15 protein-coding genes are annotated in these 18,810 nt (G+C 73.9%); 5 read left to right on the plus strand and 10 right to left on the minus strand.

Annotated elements, in window-relative coordinates; genetic code table 11:
• Positions 1–25: 25 nt before the first annotated feature.
• Positions 26–976: a helix-turn-helix domain-containing protein gene (locus tag AB0J53_RS19970; RefSeq protein WP_364174143.1), complete on the minus strand. Its 951-nt coding sequence runs from the start codon at positions 974–976 to the stop codon at positions 26–28.
• A 71-nt stretch (positions 977–1,047) separates the two neighbouring features.
• Here AB0J53_RS19970 and AB0J53_RS19975 point away from each other — a divergent pair, with 71 nt between their 5' ends.
• Positions 1,048–1,428, plus strand: coding sequence for a cupin domain-containing protein (locus tag AB0J53_RS19975; protein WP_364174146.1), 381 nt, complete (start codon positions 1,048–1,050; stop codon positions 1,426–1,428).
• On the opposite strand, the gene AB0J53_RS19980 is transcribed toward AB0J53_RS19975, so the two are convergent.
• From AB0J53_RS19980 to AB0J53_RS19990, 3 genes are all read right to left on the minus strand, one after another.
• A complete protein-coding gene (locus AB0J53_RS19980; RefSeq protein WP_364174149.1) occupies positions 1,377–2,537 on the minus strand; it encodes a hypothetical protein in 1,161 nt (386 codons plus the stop codon). The two genes, AB0J53_RS19975 and AB0J53_RS19980, sit on opposite strands and share 52 nt — an antisense overlap.
• An 88-nt stretch (positions 2,538–2,625) precedes the next feature.
• A complete protein-coding gene (locus tag AB0J53_RS19985; protein ID WP_364174151.1) occupies positions 2,626–3,720 on the minus strand; it encodes a serine hydrolase domain-containing protein in 1,095 nt (364 codons plus the stop codon).
• Positions 3,721–3,750: 30 nt separating this feature from the next.
• Positions 3,751–4,155, minus strand: coding sequence for a hypothetical protein (locus AB0J53_RS19990; RefSeq protein ID WP_364174154.1), 405 nt, complete (start codon positions 4,153–4,155; stop codon positions 3,751–3,753).
• Positions 4,156–4,289: 134 nt separating this feature from the next.
• Here AB0J53_RS19990 and AB0J53_RS19995 point away from each other — a divergent pair, with 134 nt between their 5' ends.
• Complete coding sequence (locus AB0J53_RS19995; protein ID WP_364174821.1) at positions 4,290–4,769, plus strand: ATP-binding protein; 480 nt, start codon at positions 4,290–4,292, stop codon at positions 4,767–4,769.
• A 109-nt stretch (positions 4,770–4,878) separates the two neighbouring features.
• Entirely contained in the window at positions 4,879–5,337 is a 459-nt protein-coding gene (locus tag AB0J53_RS20000) for a hypothetical protein (RefSeq protein WP_364174156.1), read from the plus strand.
• Positions 5,338–5,342: 5 nt separating this feature from the next.
• Here AB0J53_RS20000 and AB0J53_RS20005 read toward each other — a convergent pair whose 3' ends face one another.
• A complete protein-coding gene (locus tag AB0J53_RS20005; RefSeq protein WP_364174159.1) occupies positions 5,343–5,732 on the minus strand; it encodes a helix-turn-helix domain-containing protein in 390 nt (129 codons plus the stop codon).
• A gap of 78 nt (positions 5,733–5,810) precedes the next feature.
• On the opposite strand from AB0J53_RS20005, the gene AB0J53_RS20010 reads away from it, so the two are divergent.
• Positions 5,811–6,185 (plus strand): STAS domain-containing protein, encoded by a 375-nt coding sequence (locus AB0J53_RS20010; protein WP_364174162.1) that lies wholly within the window; start codon positions 5,811–5,813, stop codon positions 6,183–6,185.
• Here the strand turns inward: AB0J53_RS20010 and AB0J53_RS20015 are convergent.
• Positions 6,163–8,304, minus strand: a complete 2,142-nt coding sequence (locus AB0J53_RS20015; RefSeq protein WP_364174165.1) for a GAF domain-containing SpoIIE family protein phosphatase — start codon at positions 8,302–8,304, stop codon at positions 6,163–6,165. The genes AB0J53_RS20010 and AB0J53_RS20015 overlap by 23 nt on opposite strands.
• A 201-nt stretch (positions 8,305–8,505) precedes the next feature.
• On the opposite strand from AB0J53_RS20015, the gene AB0J53_RS20020 reads away from it, so the two are divergent.
• Positions 8,506–9,750 (plus strand): cellulose binding domain-containing protein, encoded by a 1,245-nt coding sequence (locus AB0J53_RS20020; RefSeq protein ID WP_364174168.1) that lies wholly within the window; start codon positions 8,506–8,508, stop codon positions 9,748–9,750.
• A 37-nt stretch (positions 9,751–9,787) separates the two neighbouring features.
• Here the strand turns inward: AB0J53_RS20020 and AB0J53_RS20025 are convergent, their stop codons facing one another.
• The 4 genes from AB0J53_RS20025 to AB0J53_RS20040 form a co-directional block, all read right to left on the minus strand.
• Complete coding sequence (locus AB0J53_RS20025) at positions 9,788–13,834, minus strand: S8 family serine peptidase (protein WP_364174170.1); 4,047 nt, start codon at positions 13,832–13,834, stop codon at positions 9,788–9,790.
• Between the two features lie 210 nt (positions 13,835–14,044).
• Entirely contained in the window at positions 14,045–16,879 is a 2,835-nt protein-coding gene (locus tag AB0J53_RS20030) for an AAA family ATPase (RefSeq protein WP_364174173.1), read from the minus strand.
• Positions 16,880–16,980: 101 nt separating this feature from the next.
• The gene (locus AB0J53_RS20035) at positions 16,981–17,463 is read right to left on the minus strand and encodes a CoA-binding protein (protein WP_364174176.1); all 483 of its coding nucleotides are present in this window, start codon (positions 17,461–17,463) and stop codon (positions 16,981–16,983) included.
• Positions 17,460–18,797 carry an O-acetylhomoserine aminocarboxypropyltransferase/cysteine synthase family protein gene (locus AB0J53_RS20040; protein ID WP_364174179.1) on the minus strand — a complete coding sequence of 446 codons (1,338 nt, stop codon included), beginning with the start codon at positions 18,795–18,797 and terminating at the stop codon, positions 17,460–17,462. Before AB0J53_RS20040 ends, AB0J53_RS20035 begins: the two co-directional genes overlap by 4 nt.
• Between the last annotated feature and the right edge of the window lie 13 nt (positions 18,798–18,810).

The raw sequence follows: 18,810 nt of genomic DNA on the forward strand, positions 1-18,810 counted from the left end.
ACCCGAATTATCACATCCGCGCACGTCAGAGCCCGCGGAAGGAGCGCCGGTAGGCGGCCGGGGTGGTGCGGACCAGGGCGTGGAAGCGCCTGCGGAGGTTGGCGGCCGAGGAGAGGCCGACGCGGGCGGCGATCGTCTCCACGGGCAGGTCGGTCTCCTCCAGCAGCGTCCGGGCGGCCGTGACGCGCTGCTGGAGCAGCCAGCGGCCGGGGCTGACGCCGAGCTGGCCGGCGAACCTGCGGGCCAGCGTCCGGGGCGCGATCCCGGCCTGTCCGGCCAGGTCGTCGAGGGTGAGGGGCTCGTGCAGGCGTTCGGCGGCCCAGTCGAGGACGGGGGCCAGCGACTGCGACGGGGGAGCGGCGGGCGGCACGGTGCTGTACTGGAGCTGCCCGCCTTCGCGGTGCGGGGGCATGACCATGTGCCGGGCGACGTGCGTCGCGTAGGCGGCGCCGTGGTCGGCCCGCGCCAGGTGCAGGCACAGGTCGATGCCCGCCGCGGTGCCGGCGCTGGTGGCGACGTCGCCCAGGTCGACGTAGAGCGTGTCGGGCTCGACCCGCACGTCGGGGAAGCGGGCGGCGAGCGCGCCGGCGAGCCTCCAGTGCGTGGTCGCCCTGCGGTGGTCCAGCAGCCCGGCCTCGGCCAGGAGGAAGGCGCCCGAGCAGATCGCTACGATCCGGGCGCCACGCCGGTGCGCGCCGCGCAGCGCGTCGAGCACGGCGGGCGGGGCGGCCTCCCGGTGGCGGTGCCAGCCCGGGACCACCACCGTGTCCGCCGCGCCGAGTGCCGACAGGTCCTGGCCGACGACCATGTCGTAGCCCGCCAGGGTCGGCACGGCCCCGGGCCGTTCGGCGCACACGGTGAACGCGTATCGTCCCGGCAGGCCGGGGCGCGACAGGCCGAACACCTCCGCCGCGCACGCCAGCTCGAACGTGGACTGCGGCGGCAGGACCAGCGCCACCACCCGATGCATTCGCATGGCAAGAAAATACCTGTAGGAGACAATCGTGACACTGGCCCCTAGGCGGTTGCCTTCACCACGATGGGGACATGACGCACGACGCCCCTGACATGCAGGTCCTGAACGTCGACGAGGTCGAACCCGTCGAGGTCGTCCCCGGCATCATCCGGCGGCGGCTCCCGGCGACCGCCTGGGCCCGCGGCTGGATGTACGACTTCGCCCCCGGCGCCGAGTGGCCCGAGGTCGACGTCCACGAGAGCGAGGAACGCTACTACGTGATCTCGGGAGAGTTCGTCGACCGGGGCCGGCGGCTCGGGCCGGGCAGCTACGTGGTGTTCGCGCCGGGCAGCACGCACCGCCCGCGCACCGAGACCGGCGCCCGCATGCTGGGCATCAGCATCCTCGCCGGCCCCCTGGATCAGGCGGGCGTGAGCGGCCTCGACTCCGGCGCCGGCCGGCCACCCGCGTAGCGGGCGGGCAGGATCAGCAGCGGGTTGTCGTCGAGGAGCACGTCCGGCGGGCCGAACCGGGCGGCGACCTCCCGCAGGTCCGGATCGTCGAGGAGGAGCAGGCGTCCCCGGTCCACGAACAGCTCGCCGTCGAGGTGGACCGTCGGCCGGTCGATCTGGCAGTCGCAGTGCGCGAACCCCGGAGCGGTGGTCTCCGCCACGCCGCCGGTCAGGGCGTCGAGCCCGCAGTAGAACGCGCCAGCGTGCTTCTCGCGCTCGAACTGGGTGCCGCCGGCGATCCGGACCTTCGGGTTGAGGCCGATGAGCGCGTGCCGCATGTAGTAGCCGCCCGGCGCGCGGCGGCGGATCTGCTCGGCCGCCGCCCCGCCCTCGATCGCGCTGACCCGGTTGTCCCGCAGCGTCACCCGTACGGGCTCGTCCGGGACCCCGGTGAAGGTGGAGTCCTCGACGACGAGCACGCCCTCGGTGTGGGTCGGCCAGAAGTTGGCGCCGCCGTACGGGAAGGGCTGCCAGGTGCCCGTCTGGATCGGGCCGCCGTCGGGGGCGAAGGTGAGCCCCGACATGGTCAGGTCCGTGCCCGAGGCGGAGGTCACCCGGATCGTCGCCGCCTCGGTGAGTCGGCTCAGCGCGCGCTGCTTGAGCGCGTAGAAGAGCTCGTTGGGGAACCGGGCCCCGGTGAGGAACGCCCCCGCGGTGGCGGCCATGTGCAGCGACGCGAAGCGCACGGGCATGGCCATGACCTGGTCGAAGAAGAGCGGCGCGGTGTGCACCTCGGCCCACCAGGTGGCGCTGACGACCACGTCGGCCTGGCCGACCGCGGCCACCTCGACCTGCAGCGAGGGCTCGGCGTCCCACCCGCCGGGGCTGAACGGCGGCACCGACAGGATGCGCACGTCCGCGCCCTCGTAGGCGGCGCCGGCGGCGACGGCCTGGATCACGACCGGGTCGGCGGTGTGCTCGGTCAGGATCAGGACCCGGTCGTCCGGCCGGAGCTGGACGTGCCGCAGCAGGTTGCGGACCCCCGGCATCAGCTCCGCGATCGCGTTGGGGGCGGCGGGCGGCTCGGAGACATAGCTGAACGGCGACGATGCGTACGGAGTCGTGGTCACCCGGGTTTCCCCTCTTCGCGGCCGGTCCGGTGGTGGCGGGGGAAGCCCGGCGAAACTACTCTTCGTGGTTGTCATCTTACGGTACGCGTTAGGGAGCCGGGGTGCCGAAGACCTCGGTGACCAGGCGCTGGGTCGCCTGCTGGAAGGCCGGGCCGAGCGACAGGGCGGCGTCGTCGACGTAGTTGAGGGCGGCGGTGAGGGTCGTGCCGCCGTCGGGGGTGCTGTACATCAGCGCCGCGTGCCCGGCCATGCCGCCGTTGTGGGTGATGACGGTGCCGCCGCCCGGCACCTCCTGGACGAACACGCCCAGGCCGTAGCCGGCCTTGGACTCCGGCGTCAGCATCTCGGCCAGCAGCTCGGCGGGCAGGAGCCTGCCGCCGACCAGCGCGGAGATGAACGTGTGCAGGTCGGCGGTGGTGGAGATCATGTCGCCGCCGCTGGAGATCCACGACGGGTTCTGCGCGGTGACGTCGACGGTCCGGGCCTGGCCGTCCTCCTCGTAGCGGTAGTAGGCGTGGGCGTGCGGGGCGGGGACGCCGGTCTCGGCGGTCGGCTGGAGGGTGCCGGTCAGGCCGAGCGGGTCCAGGATCAGCCGCCGCATCTCCTCGGCCACTGGGCGGCCGGTGACCTGCTCGATCAGCAGCCTGGCCAGCACGTAGTTGGTGTTGGAGTAGCTCCAGTCGGCGCCCGGCTCGAACCGGGCGGGCTTGGCCAGCGCCACCCGTACCAGCTCCTCGGGCGCGTAGGTGGTGAACCGGCCCTCCACCCACTCCTGGCCCGCGGTGGTGGCGGGGATGCCGGGCACGTACGTGCCGTCGGGGTCGAAGTCGCCGGTGAAGTTGAAGATCCCGCTGGTGTGCTGGAGCAGCATCCGCACCGTGATGCGCCGGTCGAGCCCGAACTCCGGCAGGTGGTCGTCGACCGGGGTGTCGAGGGCGATGCGGCCCTCGGCCACCAGTCCCAGCACCACGGTGGCGGTGAAGGTCTTGGTGTTGCTGCCGATCCGCACGTGTCCGCCGGCGGGCGGCCGGGCGGCGCCGCCCAGCTCGCTCGCTCCGGCGCTGCCGGTCCACGTGCCCCGCTCGTCGTGTACGCGCAGCGACACTCCGACGAATCCGGAATCGACCATCTCCTGGATGGCCTTCCGCAGCTCCGGGCGGTCCTGCTGGATGGGGGAAGACATGGCGGTGTGGCTCCTTCGCGTGGGGTGAAGTCAGGCGGCGTCGAGGGCTTCGGTGATCTTGCGGGCCATGTCCGCCAGGGCGGGGCTGGGCTCGCCCTTGTGGATCTGGGCCGCCGCGTCCACGGCGACGAGGACGGTGCCGCGGAAGTTGGCCGCCTCGGCCGGGTCCTGCTGGTTGAGCAGGCGCATCGACTCCGTCAGCGCGGGCAGCACCTGGTCGGCCAGCTCGGCGACGGTCCTGCCGTACTTGACGCCCTTGGGGGCCTTGGCGAGCACGTGCCCGACCGGGCCGGTCGCCGAGGTCAGCGCGATGGACCCCTCGGTGGCGACCCTGTGGGCCGAACCGGCGGCGCCGGCGGCGGACATCAGGGAGACGGCGCCCCAGGCGGCGACGCGGAGGGTGAGCTGGTCCTGGTCGGTGAGGGTGATCGACATGGTGGCGGGTTCCTTTTCCTGGGTGGTTCCGGGTGATGGCTCAACCATCGCGGGCCGCCCTGACAGCGGGCCGCCTTCGCGCTGACGCGGCCGCTGACACCCGGGATCGCTGCCATGCTGTCTGTGTGGTGCCGATGGAGACGGGCCCGGGGCCCAGGCTGATCCTGCTGTGCGGGCTGCCCGGCGCGGGGAAGACGACGCTGGCCAGGCGGCTGGAGCGGGAGATCCCGGCGGTGCGGCTGTGCCCGGACGAATGGCTGGCCGATCTCGGCGTCGACCTGTTCGACGAGGACGTGCGCGAACGGCTGGAGCGGCGGTTCTCGCGGCACGCCGAGGAGCTGCTGAGGCTCGGGCAGACCGTAGTTCTGGAGTTCGGCTTCTGGACGCGGGCCGAACGCGAGGAGAAGCGGCTGCGCGCGCGTGCGCTCGGCGTCCCCGTCGAGCTGCGCTACCTCGCCGCGCCGCTCGACGAGCTGTGCCGCCGCCTGGAGGCCCGCGTCAGGGAGGGCGCGCCGGGGACGGTTGCGATCGGCCGGGAGCTGCTGGAGGCGTACGCGAAGCTCTTCCAGGCCCCCGACGCTGACGAGCTCGCCCTCTACGACCCGGGCGCCTGACGCTTCAGGCGGGCTGCAGGCGCCGCGCAAGCGACGGCTGGTCCACTGCCGGTGTCGGATCGGACAGGGCCGGCCCCCGTGCCCCGCCCTTCAACGTGAGGGATGAACGATGGCGTCGACCGTCTTCGGGCTGTTCGCCGTGATCGCGGTGATCGTCGCGGTGGTGATGTTCCTCGTGCTGAGGCGGCGTCCGCAGACCCGGGTCGGCGCGTACGTCACGGCCCTGTTCTCGCTGCTGGCCGCGGGGATCCTCGCCCTGGGGCACTTCTCGTTCGCGAGCCTGGAGTCGGCCGCGCTGAGCACCTTCACGGCGGAGGAGCGCGTGGCGGCGCTGCCGTGCGAGGCGGCGGTGCTGCGGGCCGACCAGACCGACAACAAGCTCAACGGGCGCTACATCTGGTGGCTGCGGCTGCGGGTCACCCCTCGGAACGGCAGCCCGTACGAGATCGACCGGACGGCCCGGCTCACCTCGTCGACGGGGGAGCGCCTGGAACGGGGGAACGTCGTGCTGCCGTGCCTGACGGCGCCCGCCGACCGCACCCGGATCGAGATCGCCGCCCTCGCCTGACCCCGTCAGGCGGCGCCGGGGGAGAGCGGGGCGGCGACCTGGCGCAGCTCGGACCGCATCGTCCGCTGGTCGTCGTCGCGCATCGCCCGCTGGTGGTCGTCGCGCTGGGTGAACATGTCGATCAGCGCCTGGACGGGCATGCCTGCCTCGGTGGGGTGCCGGAACTGCCGCTCGGGCCTGAGCCGGTAGTGGTTGCGGCGGCCGACCCGGATGCGCTCCAGGTAGCCGCCGTCCTCCAGGTCGCTCACGATGCCCTGCGCGGCCCGTTCGGTGATGCCGATCCGGGCGGCGATGTCGCGCATGCGAAGCTCTGGGTCCGCCGCTATCGCCAACAGCACGCGGGCGTGGTTGGTGAGGAACGTCCAGGAGGAACGCCTGCCAGCATCGTGGTCCATCGCCAGAACATGGTACAGGAGGAAGCTTCAACGACAGAAGGATGTCTACGGAAAATTTTTTCCGGTAAACTTCTCCCTATGACGGTGAACGGAATCGGCGAGCCAACGCGGTCTGGCGAGTGCGTTGCCGTCCGTTCCCTGGTCCCGCCCGAGCAGGTGCTGTACGTCGACCACCAGTTGCGCATCACGTGCACCCTGACGCCCGAGTCGACGGTGATCCGGCTCGCCGGCGAGATCGACGTCACCAACAGGCGCGAGGCGATGTCCACGCTGACCCAGGCCCGGCGCATCGACGACCAGCTCATCGTCGACCTCGGCCGGGTGACGTTCGCCGACATCTCGGTCGTCAGGGCCCTGACCGCCTTCGCCGCCGACGGCGCGGCCCACATCCGCAACGTCCCCGCCCAGATAGCCAGACTGCTGGACCTGCTCAACCTCCCCGCCTTCGACTGACCCCCTCCGGCGTGCTGCGGAGCAGGAGGAGGGCGGTGTCGTCCATGCGGTGTCTCGTGACCTGGCCGATGAGCGATTCGGCCAGGCTGTGCAGGGGCCGGCCGGGCGCCGGGGTGAAGCGGGCGGCCAGGGCGGCGATGGCGTCGCCGAGGTCCTGGCCGGGCTCCTCGACGAGGCCGTCGGTGTAGAGGGTCAGCGTGGAGCCCGGCGGCACGTGCAGGTTCAGGGTCGTGTACTCGGCGTCGGGGTCGATGCCGAGCAGCAGGCCGGGCGGGGCGTCGATCACCTGGGTGGGGGCGCCGGGGCGGCTGATCAGGGGCGGCGGGTGCCCGGCGCTGGCCAGGCAGGCGATGTGGCGGTCGAGGTCGAGCGTGAGGTAGAGGCAGCTGGTGAAGCGGTCGGGGGCGAGCTCGGTCATCATGCGGTTGGTGTAGGCGAGCACGTCGCCGCAGGTGGCGCCGGCGGTGCCGTGGGTGCGGATGGCGGTGCGCACCTGGCCCATGAGGGCGGCGGCGGTCATGTCGTGGCCCTGGACGTCGCCGATGACGGCGGCGGCCTGGGAGTCGCCGAGCCGGATGAGGTCGTAGAAGTCGCCGCCGATGTCCATGCCGGGGGTGGCGGGCACGTACCGGGCGGCCACGTCCAGCCCGGGGATCCTGGGCAGCGCGTGCGGCAGCAGGCTGGCCTGCATCGACTGGGCGAGCTGATGCTTGTTGTCGTAGAGCCAGGCGCGCTCGAACGCCTGGGCGATCAGCCCGCCGAGCGCGGTGAACGCCGCCCGCTCCTCCTCGCTGAACCGGTGCGGGCGGTCGAAGGCCAGCACGCAGGTGCCGATGGGGCGGCCCGAGGTGACCAGCGGGAGCACCGCCCAGGCTTCCATGACGGCGGACTCGGGCAGGTCCGGGTACGTCTGGAAGAGCTCGTCCCTGGTCGCGTAGAAGGACGGCCTGCCCGGGTCGGAGCCGCCGGGCGGGCTGACGCGGCGCAGCGCCGGGCGGCCGTCGAACTCCTCGATGAGCTGCCGGGTGTAGCCGCGCGCGGCGACCACGCGCATGCGGCCGCTCTCCCAGGTGATGATGGCCAGGCCCTGCGCCCCGTAGACGGGCACGACGTGGTCGGCGACGAGGTCGATCACGTCCTGGGCGCTCGTCGCCTGGGCCAGGCTGGTCGCCAGGTGCAGCAGCTCGTGCAGCCCGGCCGTGCGCAGCGGCTGCCCGCCGCCGGCGGCCGGCGGCAGCGCGGCCGCCGCGGTCGGCGTGATGCGCAGGGTCATGCCCGGCACGCTCGGGAACCACTGCAGCAGCAGTTGCCTGCCGTCGGGGCGGCGGGCGGTGACCCGGGTGGGCTGGTGGCTGACGACCGCGAGCCGGTACTGCTCCTCGTAGACCGGATCTCCCAGCCAGGGCACGGCCACGCCCAGCCGCCGGCCCACCAGCTCCGACGGGGTCGCGTCGAGCAGCTGCGCGCCCTGCGCGGTGACGAACGCCACGCGCGCCTGGGCGTCCAGGTGGCAGTAGCCCTCCGGCAGGGCGTCGAAGGCCCGCAGCGCGGCCTGCGCGGCACGCGGTTCGCGCTGGTGGGCGCGTACCGGGTCGAGGATCCGGGGATGATCCTCCGCGGTGATCGGACGGCCGCGCTCGCTGGCCCGGCGCAGCAGGTCGCCCATCGCGCCGCAGCAGTCGTCGACGACCTTGAGCTGGCGTACGGTGAGGTCGGCCGGGTGACCGGCGGGCCAGGCGAGGACGATCCCGCCCCACACGGCGCCCCCCGAGCCGAGCGGCGCGGTCGCCATCGCGAACGGGTACGGCAGCGTCAGCGCCACCCCGGGGAACTCCCTGGCCAGCGCCTCCCGGTCGCCGAACCACAGCAGCCGCCGGTCGCGCACCGACACCGAGACCGGCGCCGCGTCGTTGAGCCTGATGCTCGCCCACACGCGGGCGATGGAGACCGGCAGCCCCATGGCCGACACCATCCGCAGGACCTGGCCGTCCTCGTCGAGGACGTACGCGATGCCGATGTGGGCTCCCGCGCCGAAGACCGTCTCGATCAGCACCTCGTCCAGGCGGGACGCCTCGGTCGCCGCACCCGGAGCCGGGCCGTCGCCATCGTGCCGCGTCACGGCCAGCCGGGTTCATTCCACCGCATACCGCCAGGTTAGGAGGATGTGGGCATTGGGCTCTTTAACGCCGGGTTCGGATTCCCCCACGAGCCGGACGGCGAGCACCAACCACACGTCCGCTATCCCCGAAATCGTATCTATGCCCGATGCCGGAAATGCCGCAGAATCACCGCGGGGGGACACGATGCGATAGGGGAAGTCATGCGCACCGGAAGCCGGTCTGCGGGAGCGGTCCTCCTCACCCTCGGGTTCGTCACGCTGGCGCTGCTCGTCGCCTCCCTGGCGATCGGCCCGGCAGGCCAGGCGGCCGCCGCCCCGCCCCACCTGGCCGCCGCCGCACCGGCGCCCACAGGCCCGCCGCCCGGCCCGGCCGCCGGGGAGGCCGCTGACGGGGAGGCCACTGGAGGGGAAGCCGCTGGCGGGGAAGCCGCTGGCGGGGAGGCCGCTGGCGGGGAGGCCGTGGACACGACGCCGCCGACCCGGCCGGCCGGGGAGCGGCCGTGCCCGGTGCCGCTGGCGCCGTCCCCCACCGGCTACGCCTCCATCTGCTGGAACGCCTCCTCCGACGACACCGGCGTCGTCGCGTACGACCTCTACCGGCTGGACCCCGACGGGTTCACCCGCGCCGCCACCACGACCGGCACGGTCGGCGGCTTCTCCGGCGAGCTCGGCCGCGCCTACACGATGTACGTCGTCGCCAGGGACGCCGCGGGCAACGTCAGCCGCCCCTCCGGCCTGATCACGGTGACCGCGGTGACCGGCATGTCGCCCACCTCGACGCCCACCCCGCCGCCCGGCGACCGCCTGCCGCCGAGCAAGCCGACCGGCCTGCGTGACGCCTGCCTCCAGGACTACCACGGCGTCACCTTCTGCTGGCAGCCGTCGGCCGACAACGTGGCGGTGACCGCGTACGACGTCTACCGCGAGAGCGCCACCGGGTACGTCAAGGCCGGCACGCTCGCCGCCTCGACGTTCCCGAACTTCGCCGAATCCGGCCTTGTCACCGGGCAGCGCTACACGTACGTGGTGGTCGCGAGGGACGCGGCCGGCAACCTCAGCGCGCCGTCGGACCCGCTGTCGGCGCTGGCCAGGCCGGGCCTGCCCTCGCCCACCTCGTCACCCGGCCTGGAGTGCGCGGTGTCCTACCGGGCGGCGACGTGGGGCCCGACGCTGAGCGCCGAGATCACCGTGCGCAACACCGGCACGGCGGTGATCGACGGCTGGACGCTGACCCTGGACTACCCGGAGCCCGCCCCGCGCCTGGTCGCCGGCTGGTCGGCCGACTGGACCCAGAGCGGAGCGCGGTTCTCCGGCGCCGCGCGGTCGTGGAACAAGGTGCTGCGCCCGGGCTCGTCCACCCAGGTCGGCTTCACCGCCTCCCACACCGCCCCGGCCCCGGCCCCGGTGAGCTTCACCCTCAACGGCAGGCCCTGCACCGCGGCCTGACCGCGGCCGCCCGGTCAGGCGGCCGCGGCTGGGCTGGTCAGCGCAGGGCGAAGGCGCGGAGGGTGGTCTGCTTGACGCGGTTGCCCGCCGCGTCCCACGCCTCCGCCTTCAGGCTCACCGCGCCCTTGGTGGCGTGGTGGGCCGGGTACCTCACCCGGGCGGTGTGGACGCCGTCCCGGCCCCGCCTGAGGTCGGCCGGCTGCCAGGTGGCGCCGTCGTCGGTGCTGGTCCACAGCCGCACGCCCGCGATCGCCGGCATCTTCGCCGCCGACGGCCCGTGGTAGGCCTCCAGCTCGAACGTGTGCCTGCGCCCGGACGCCACCGTGTTGTCAGCGGACAGGCTGTCGCCGAGGTCGTAGCTGACGTAGACCGCCGGGGTGGTGCGGCACTGCTCGAGCGGCCCGTCGACGAACCAGGCGTAGCAGTTGGAGCCCGGCAGCACCTGGTCCCTGGCCGGCGGGGCGGTGAACGTCCACTCGATGTCCTGCAGCTCGTTCTTGGCCGTCAGCCGGTAGACGCCCTGCCCCTCGGGCAGCGGGTAGCGCGGCAGCTTGTCGAACCCGGCCACCGGGGCGTTCGGGATCTCCTTGCCGTCGCGGTAGAGGTGCAGGTCGTACCGGGGCGCCAGGTCGCCGAACGCGACGCCGTCGTCGCGCCGCTCCCCGACCCCGTTGACCATGGACGGGGTCACCCACAGGTTGCCGTCGTGCACGCAGATCGCGCACGGCAGCCCGATCACGAGCTTCTCCAGCGGGACGTCGTCCGGGCCGCCGCCGAGCGCGTACAGCTTGCCGGAGGCGGTCGCGGCCCCCGGCGTGCTCGGGGTGGCGAACCACTGCTGGCGGGTGCTGCCCGGCCGGTCGAACACGTCGGTGCGGTAGCGGGTCTCCTCCACCTCCGCGCCCGGCTCGGACGGCAGGAGCGCGGAGATCCCGGCCTGGCTCACGATCGTGGGGTCCAGCGGCCAGACCCACTGCGGCCTGCGCTCGGGCATCGGGGACGACCAGTGCAGCATGTTGGTGCCGGTGCCCGTGTAGGTGATGTCGTCGGTCCGCCACGTGCTGCGCCAGTTCATGTACTTCGTGTACGGCCCGGCGTGCACGTCGAGGTCGACCCGGTGGAGCTGGCGCTCGGTCACCTTGTAGCGCATCGACGCCGGGATGCGCCCGTCGGCGTACGGCTTGAAGACGTACGAGTACGGGGTGTTCGGCGTGCCCTCGGCCCGTACGGTCACCTCGCCGCGGCCGGCCGCCTCGCGGATCTTCTGGCCTTCGGCGTTGGAGACGTACGCGACGGGGATGTTGACCGGCTTGAACGGGCCGCTGAACGGCTTCTGCGTGATCGGCAGCGGGATCGGGCAGATGGACGCCCGCTCGTTGAAGGCGAGGACGCCGGCGGCGCCCGCGTCCCTGATCGGGCCCACGCGCTCGATCTGGAGTCCGCACGCCGTGCCGAAGATGCCCTCGGCGGGCTCCGCGTCGATCAGCACGAGCGCGCCGCGCAGGTCCTTGCCCGCGAGGTCCTCGGGACGGCCCTTGCCGGCGTCGACCACCCGCAGGTCCTTGACGCCGTCGAACGGGACGTACCCTCCGTGCACCTCGCCCGCGTCGATCATGTGGACCCGGGAGACCGGGTGCAGGGTGGTGCGCTTCGCCGCCCGTCCGGAGGCGCGCATGGTCATGGTGACCTCGGGGACGCCGAGCTCCCACTGGCCGGTGAACCGGAAGCCGCCCTTGGTGACCTTCTTCGTGGGCAGCGCCCACACCTTCTCCCATCCGCCGAGCGGGCGGCTCGACAGGAGTGAGCCGCCGAAGACCTCGCCGTTCGGCAGCGTGCGCTGGAAGAAGAGGTCGTAGGTGTTGTTCAGCGGCTGCGCGGTCTTGGGAGCGCTGAAGCCGATCTCGGTGGCCTTGCGGGCGTCGAGGGTGACCTCGGTGTCGCCGGTGATGGTCAGCTCGGGCTCGAACAGCCAGGCCCGGTTGGCGCGGTCGTCGCCGTCCACCCAGTCGAGCACCTGCAGCAGGCTGACGGTGCCCGCCGGGACGCGGGTGACGACCAGGCCGACGTCGTCGATGCGGTGCGGGCCGAGCTCGCCCTTGGCGCCGTCGACGTCCACGACGCTCATGGCCGTCGGCGTGCGCGGCTTGCCGTCCCGGTCGAGCGTGCGGATGGTCAGGTCGTACTTGGGGACGTCGCGGACCGCGCCGAGCGGTGTGGTGAGCCGGACGCCGTCGGCCTCGGCCGTCACCGCGCCGCTGTAGGTGCCGATGGGGAGCTCGGCCGGGTCGAGCGTGACGGTGGTGCCGGCCGTGCCTCCGGCGGGGACGGTCAGCGTCGTGTCGGCGAGCACCGGCTCGGCGTCGCCGCTCATCGCCGCCTTGAGCGTGAGCGTGACGGGCGCGTCGCCCAGGTTGCGGTAGGAGATCTGGCCGGTCTTCGGCGCGCTGCCGGTCTCCAGCAGGCCGAAGTCCACGCCGCCGCTGTCGGCGAACACCTGCTGCCGGGTCGCGCGGTCCAGGTCCACCCGGCCGGCGCCCTGCTCGTAGACGGTGAAGCCGTCGTCCTTGGCGGTGGACATCAGCGCGGCCTTGAGCTGCCGCGCCGTCCAGTCCGGGTGCCGCTGCGCCATGATCGCGACGGCGCCGGCGACGTGCGGCGTGGCCATCGAGGTGCCGGAGGAGCCGGTGTAGTGCTCGTCCACCGGGGTGCCCATGGCGGTGCCGGCCGCCCGCGCGGCCACGATGTCGACGCCCGGCGCGGCGATGTCGGGCTTGAGCCCGCCGCCGGGACGCGGGCCGCGGCTGGAGAACCCGGCGAGCTGGTCCTGCTTGTCCACCGCGCCCACGGTCAGCGCGGCGTCGGCGGCGCCGGGCGTGCTGATCGTCTCGGCCTCGTACAGATTGCCCGCGGCGATCACGAACAGCGCGCCGGTCTCGGCGGTCAGGTCGTTCACGGCCTGGCTGAGCGGGTCGGTGCCGTCGCTGGGCAAACCGCCGAGGCTCATGCTGACGGCCTTGGCGCCGCTGCGCGCCGCCCACTCCATGCCCTCGATGATCCACGACTCCTGGCCGGAGCCGCTGTCGTCGAGGACCTTGCCGACGACGAGCTGCGCGCCGGGGGCGACGCCCTTGTGCTTGCCGCCCGAGGCCGCGCCGGTGCCGGCGATGGTCGAGGCGACGTGCGTGCCATGCCCGTGCCCGTCCTGCACGGCCTGATCGGGGACGAACGACCGGCTGTCGGCGATCTTCCCGGCCAGGTCGGGGTGTCCGGTGTCGGCGCCGGTGTCGAGAACGGCGATCTTCACGCCGGTCCCGTCCTGGCCGCGCTCCCACGCCTGGTGGGCGCCGATCATCGGGACGCTCACGTCCAGGTCGGCCTTGACCTTGGCGTCCAGCCAGAGTTTGGCGATGCCGCCGCCCAGCGTGGCGGGAGCCTTGGCCAGGCCCTGCCCGGAGTCCTGCCCGGCGCGTACGGCCTGCCAGAACGTGCCCGCCTCGGCCTTGGCGACGTCGAGGGCGGAGGCGTGGATGCTCTCCAGCGTGCGGGTGGGCTCGGCGGCGGGGACGGCGGCGGCCGAGCGCTTGACCTCGGCCTCGGCCTGGGTGCCGGGGTACTGCACGATCACCGGCAGCCGCTTGGCCACGTCGTCGGCGTAGCCGTTCTCGGCCAGGTACTTGACGTCGAACAGCCGCCGGTCGACCAGCCCCGCCTGGACGGCGGCGACCGCGTCGTCCGGCAGCACGAAGACGCCGTCCGGGGTGAACTGGGTGAACAGGTTGATCCGGCGGCCGTCCTGGCGGGTGCCGGGGGCCGGCTCGACGCGGTAGCGGCCGGCGGGGGAGCGGGTGAGCTGGACCTTGTCGCCGGTGATCAGCGTGACGACGAGCTTCCGGGCGCGCACCCCGGACAGGGCGACGTCCTTGGCGGGCTGCATATCAGAGGCCGGCGAGCCGGCGGGGGATGCGGCGGGGGTGTCCGGCGGCGTGGCGGTCGCCGGGCCGGCGGTCAGCACGCCGGCGAGCGTGGTGACCGCGGTCAGCAGGACCGCTGTCCGGCGCGCCAGCGGGGGGCGGGGCAGTGCCATGGTGGCCTTTCTGGCGGGGGAAGTGAGGGGTCAGACGGGTTCGAAGCCGTCCGGCGGGCGGGGCGGCTCCTGGGGCTCGCCGGTGTCGGAGGGGTCGTCCGGGTCCGGCTGCCCGGGTTCGTCGATGGTTTCGGACATGCCGAAAGTGTCGTGCAGCGGGATGGGGTGGGGTATGGGGTGCCCTATGGGGAAAAATCCCCAATTGGTGGGTCAGTCGCTGGGGAGGAGGTGGCGGGCCAGCTCGGTCCGCGACCGCGCCCCGACCTTCCGCATGGCCGCGCTCACGTGCTTGTCCACCGTCTTCGGCGACAGGAAGAGCTGCCTGGCGATCTGCTGGTTCGTCAGCCCCTCCGCCGCCAGCCGGGCCACCTGCTCCTGCCTGGCCGACAGCGCGTGGTCGCCGCCGCCCGGAGCGGGCGCGCCCTGCGCCGCCGCCCGGACGCCCCACCTGCGGCCCAGGCCGGTCGCGCGGTCCAGGTCCCAGCGCGCCCCGAGATCCGCGTACGCCGCGACGGCCCGGCCGAGCCGGACGGCGGCCTCGGGGGCGTCGAGGGCGAACAGGCAGGCAGCCGCCTTCTCGTGGGCCTGCGCGGCCTCGTAGCGGGCCGGGACCAGCTCGAAGGCGTCGGCGGCGGCGGCGAACTCCACGGCGGCCCGCCCCCACTCCTCGCCCGCCTCGGCCAGCAGCCCGCGGGCGTGCGCGAGCGCGGGCGCGGCCAGCGGCGCGTCGAGCCCGGCCAGCCGGGCGGCGTGCCGGGCGACGACGCCGCCCGCCTCGTCCGGACGGCCCGCCGCCAGCAGCGCCTCGGTCAGCGCGGGTAGCGCCCGGACCGCCACCGGCCACAGCTCGCTCGCCTCCCAGTGGTGGCCCGCCTCGACGGCCGCCTCGATCGCCGGCTCCGGCTCGCCCCGCGCGGCGGCCAGCCTGAGCAGCATCGCCAGCGGCACCACGAGGTCGTCGAACTGCCCCCGGGCCCGGGCCTCGGCCGCGGCGTCGAGCAGCGGCGCCAGCGCGGCCTCCTGGCGGCCCTGCACCGCGGCCAGGCAGGCGGTCACGATGTCGACGAGGATGCGCTCGTGCGGCTCGTCGCCGAACTGGTCGCGCAGCTCCTGCATCCGGTCCGGCAGCCCGCGCCAGGAGCCCTCGAAGTAGTCGGCCGCGGCCAGGTTGACCAGGCAGCGCAGTTCGAGCCGCCCGCGCAGGTCGGGCTCGGCGCCCTCCTCGACCGCCGCGGTCAGCAGCTGGCGGCCCTCCCGGTGGTGCCCGCTGAACAGGGCGGCGCCGCCGATCGAGCGGTACGCGTTCACCTCGCGGCGCAGCAGCCGCCGCCCGCCGGTCTCCCGCAGCAGGTCACCGGCCAGCGCGGCCCAGCGCGGGTCGCCCATCACCACGAAGATCATCGCGATCTTGCCGAGCACCAGCATGCGCATCGCCGGATCGGCCACGGCGGGCAGGGTCGCGAGCGCCCGCTCCAGCCACGACCGGCTCTCCTCGGGCGGCAGGCCGCTCGGCGGGCGGCCCACCCCGGCCATCGCCCACGCGGCCAGCCCCGGCTCCCCGGCCAGGTCCTCGGCGGCCCGGGCGAACGCCTCGCCGATGCGGGCGCTGTCGGTGCGGGTCCGCTCCAGGTGCAGCGCCAGCAGCATCCGCAACTGGCCGCGCAGCGGGGGCGGCACGTCCTGCTCCAGCGCGCCGGTGACCAGGTCGGCGACCGGCGGCGGGCGCAGCAGTTCCAGGGCGGCCCAGCCGAGCTTCACCGTCAGCTCCGCCCGCCGCGCCGCCGGCAGGTCGGCGTCGCGCAGCACCTCCTCCAGCAGGCGCGCGGCCTCGGCGTCGTCGCCCAGCCGCGATGCCTGCTCGGCCGCCTCGATGGCGGCCTCGACCCACTGCCCGGCCCGGCCCGCCCGGCGCAGGTGGTGGGCCAGCCGGCCCAGCGGCACCGGCCGCAGCCCCCGTACGGTGTCGGCGGCGGCGGCGTGCAGCGCCTGACGGCGGCCCAGCGGGATCGCCCCGTAGACCGCCTGCGCCGCCAGCACGTGACGGAACCCGACCAGCCCGCCGGTGTCGGCGAACAGCCCGGAGCCGAGCACCTCGTCGATCGCCCCGACGTCGTCCGGCCCCGACAGCAGCGCGAGCGGCACCGGGAGCTGCAGTACGGCGGCGCGCTCGGCCACCTCCTTGGCGCCGGGGGACAGCCGGGCCACCCGCTCGCGCACCGAGGCGCGCACGCCGCTCGGCACGTCCAGCTCCTCCAGCGCCCGCCGCGCCCAGCCGCCCTCCCAGCGGATGAGCGTGCCGCGGTCGCGCAGCAGCGCCAGCAACTCCTGCACGGCCAGCGGCAGGCCGGAGGCCCGCAGGCACAGATGCTCGGCGAACTCGGCCGTCACCTCCTCGGCCCCGAGGATCGCCGAGGCCATCACCCGCGTCTGGGCGGCGTCGAGCGGCGGCAGCACCAGATGCTCGGCCCTGATCGTGTCGGGGGCGCGCGCCGTGATCGCCCGCACCGCCTCGGACGCCTCCTCGCCCCGGTACGTCAGCACCACCCGCAACGTGCCGGGCAGCACGGACATCAGGTACGTCAGGAACTCCACCGTCTGCCCGTCGGCCCAGTGCAGGTCCTCCACCACGAGGACGGCCGGGCCCAGCGCGGTCAGCACCTCGGCCAGCCCCCGGAACACCCGGTGCCGCTCGGCCGCCCGGTCGTCGAGCGGCGGCGGCGTCGGCGGCAGCTCGGCGGCCAGCTCCGGCAGCAGCTCGCGCAGCGCCCCGGCGACCGGCGACAGCGCCGCCCCGGCCAGCTCGGACGCGCGCCCGCGCAGAGCCTCCACGACGGGACCCAGCGGGAACGGCTCCCTGATCTGCACGCAGGCCCCGGCCAGCACCCGCAGGCCCGCCACCGCGGGACCGCCCAGCAGCTCGGCCGTCAGCCGCGACTTCCCGATGCCGGCCTCGCCCTCGACGACGGCGACGGCGGGAGCCCCCTCGACCAGCGCGACGAGCCGGGCGAGCTCCTTCTCCCGCGCCACCAGAACAGGGGAGACCACCCGCCCACCACGCACCCGCTCATTCAACTGCACGCCCAGTCATAGATCAATGTCACCCCGGCCGCCCGGCTGCTTCCACGGCGGCCGGGCGGGGGCGTGGACTACTGGAGGCCGCCGCGCACGGAGGTGATGCGCCGGGTGTTGAAGCCGAGCCAGTGCATCCGGCCCGCGTAACGCGCGTGCTCGACCTTGAGGCAGCGGTCCATGATCACGGTGACGCCGCCGTCCTCGGCGATCCGCGCGGCCTCCTCGTTGACGACGCCGAACTGGCCCCAGAGGGCCGCGGCGCCGATCTCCACCGTGTCGCGGGCGATCTCCGGCAGGGCGTCCGGCGCGCGGAAGACGTTGACCAGGTCGACCGGGACGGGCACGTCGAGCAGGCTCGGGTAGCTGGGCTCGCCGAGGATCTCCGTCTCGCGCGGGTTCACCGGGACGATCCGGTAGCCGTGCCGCTTGAGGTAGTAGCCGACGAAGTGGCTGGCCCGCAGCTCGTTGCCCGACAGGCCGACGATCGCGATCGTCCGGGTGGCGTGCAGGACGCGCTGGATCGTCAGGGCGTCCTGGTAACGGTCGGGCGCGGTCATGCCGAGGCCGCCTTCACGCCGATCGTGGCCGCCACCTGGGCCAGGCCCTGTTCCAGGTCCCAGATCAGGTCGTCGACCGACTCGGTGCCGACCGACAGCCGCACGGTGCCGGGGCCGACGCCGGCCGCCCGCAGCTCCTCGTCGCCGAGCTGGCGGTGTGTCGTGCTGGCGGGGTGGATGACGAGGCTCTTGGCGTCGCCGACGTTCGCCAGGTGGGACCAGAGCGTCAGGCCGCGGATGAGGCCCTGCCCGCCCTCCCGGCCGCCGGCGCAGTCGAACGAGAACACCGCGCCGGCGCCGCGCGGCAGGTACTTGTCCGCCAGCGGCCGGTAGCGGCTCTCCGGCAGGCCGGGGTAGGTCACGCCGGAGGCCAGCTCGTGCGACTGCAGGAACGCCGCGACCGCCCGCGCGTTGCCGACGTGGCGGTCCATCCGCAGCGACAGCGTCTCCAGGCCCTGCAGCAGCAGGAAGGCGTTGAACGGCGACAGCGCCGCGCCCAGGTCGCGCAGGGTCTCGGCGCGCAGCTTCATCAGGAAGCCGTACTCGCCGAACGTCTCGTGGAAGCGCAGCCCGTGGTAGGCGGGCGACGGCTCCGCGATCACCGGGAAGCGCCCGTTCGACCAGTCGAACGTGCCCGCCTCGACGACGACGCCGCCCATGCTGGTGCCGTGGCCGCCGATGAACTTGGTCGCCGAGTGGATGACGACGTCGGCGCCCCACTCGATCGGCCGGCACAGGTACGGGGTGGCGAACGTGTTGTCCACGATCAGCGGCAGCCCGTGCTCGTGCGCGATGCCGGCCAGCGTCTCGATGTCGAGCACGTTCCCTGCGGGGTTGCCGATCGTCTCGCCGAAGAACGCCTTCGTCGCCGGCCGCACCGCCCGTCGCCAGGCGTCCGGGTCGTCGGGGTCGGCCCAGGTCAGGTCCACGTTCATCTTGCGCAGCAGGTGCTTGAGCTGGTTCACCGTCCCGCCGTAGAGGGCCGAGGACGACACGACGTGGTCGCCCGGCTGGAGCAGCGTGAACAGCGTCGCCGCCTGCGCGGCGATCCCGCTGGCGAACGCCACCGCGCCGGACCCGCCCTCCAGGTTCGCCACCCGCTCCTCGAACACGGCGACGGTCGGGTTCATGATGCGCGAGTACGTGTTGCCGTACTCCTGGAGGTTGAAGTACGCCGCCGCGGACTCGGGGTCCTCGAAGACGTAGCTGGTCGTCTGGAAGATCGGCACCGCGCGGGCGCCGGTGTTGGGGTCCGGCCGCTGCCCGGCGTGCAGCTGCCGGGTCTCGAAGCCGAACTCGCGGTCGTGTTCCGTACGGGGGATCCGGTCGTTCACCTGGGCCTCTTCC

The sequence above is a fragment of the Nonomuraea sp. NPDC049725 genome (genome assembly GCF_040674795.1).
Taxonomy (GTDB): domain Bacteria; phylum Actinomycetota; class Actinomycetes; order Streptosporangiales; family Streptosporangiaceae; genus Nonomuraea; species Nonomuraea ceibae.